The 812-nt window shown below is 70.2% G+C and carries 1 pseudogene; it reads left to right on the forward strand.

Features of this window, described 5'->3' with window-relative positions:
• A pseudogene (locus tag NGM28_RS28440) lies at nt 1-812 on the forward strand (RHS repeat-associated core domain-containing protein); the annotation flags it as partial.

Raw genomic sequence — 812 nt, forward strand, 5'->3', positions numbered from 1 at the left:
ACCCTTCCCCCGACCCGCTGCTGTGGGTCAGCCTGGGCATCAACCTGATCGGCATCGTCCCCTACCCACCCGGCCTGTCCCGGGCCCGCACGGTGCTGCGCCCGGTATTGCAACTGACCCGCCAGACCCTGCGCCGCCGCCCCGGCGCGCACATCGGCGCGGTGATCCTGGAAATCATCGACGGCCACCTGCACGCCAACATTCGCGGCGCCCTGGAGCACTACGTGCGCGAGGCCCTGGCCCAGTTGCCAGCGATGCTCAGCGCCGCCGCGGAGACCGCGCGCCTGTTGTTCACCTCGTTGGCCAAGACCATCGACGCCGCCGCCCGTGGCAAGTTGGATGCCGCCAGCAGCCACCGCCTGGCCCGCGCACAGATGGCCCAGGTGGCGCTGTACGATTCGGCCCTCGAAACCGACGCTTGGCGCCTGGCCTTGTCGGCCCTGGCCAACGCCACCGAAGGCAGCCTCAAAGACGGCTACAACAGCGTCGCCCGCCACTTCAGCGGTGAGCTGGACACCCTGCTCGGCCCGTTGATCCGCACCCTCGAAGACCTGGCCAAGGTCGTGCCCCAGCGCCTGCAGGCCCTGGGCAGCGCGAGTATGGAAAACAGCATCGCCTGGCTGCTGACCCGCCTGCTAGAGACCGTGTTGGCCAACCCGCGTCGCCCAGGCATGGCCGTCGCCATCCGCCCCGGCGTCACCCACCAGGCCCGGCATGTCCACGCCGAAGGGCCGACCGAGGTGGTGCGCAGCCAGATCCGCGCCAACAAGCAGCCCAAGCCGGAGAAGAACGGCCCCTGTGCCTGCACCGGC

Origin of the sequence: Pseudomonas sp. MWU13-3659, assembly GCF_023757525.1 — a bacterium.
GTDB classification, from domain to species: domain Bacteria; phylum Pseudomonadota; class Gammaproteobacteria; order Pseudomonadales; family Pseudomonadaceae; genus Aquipseudomonas; species Aquipseudomonas entomophila_E.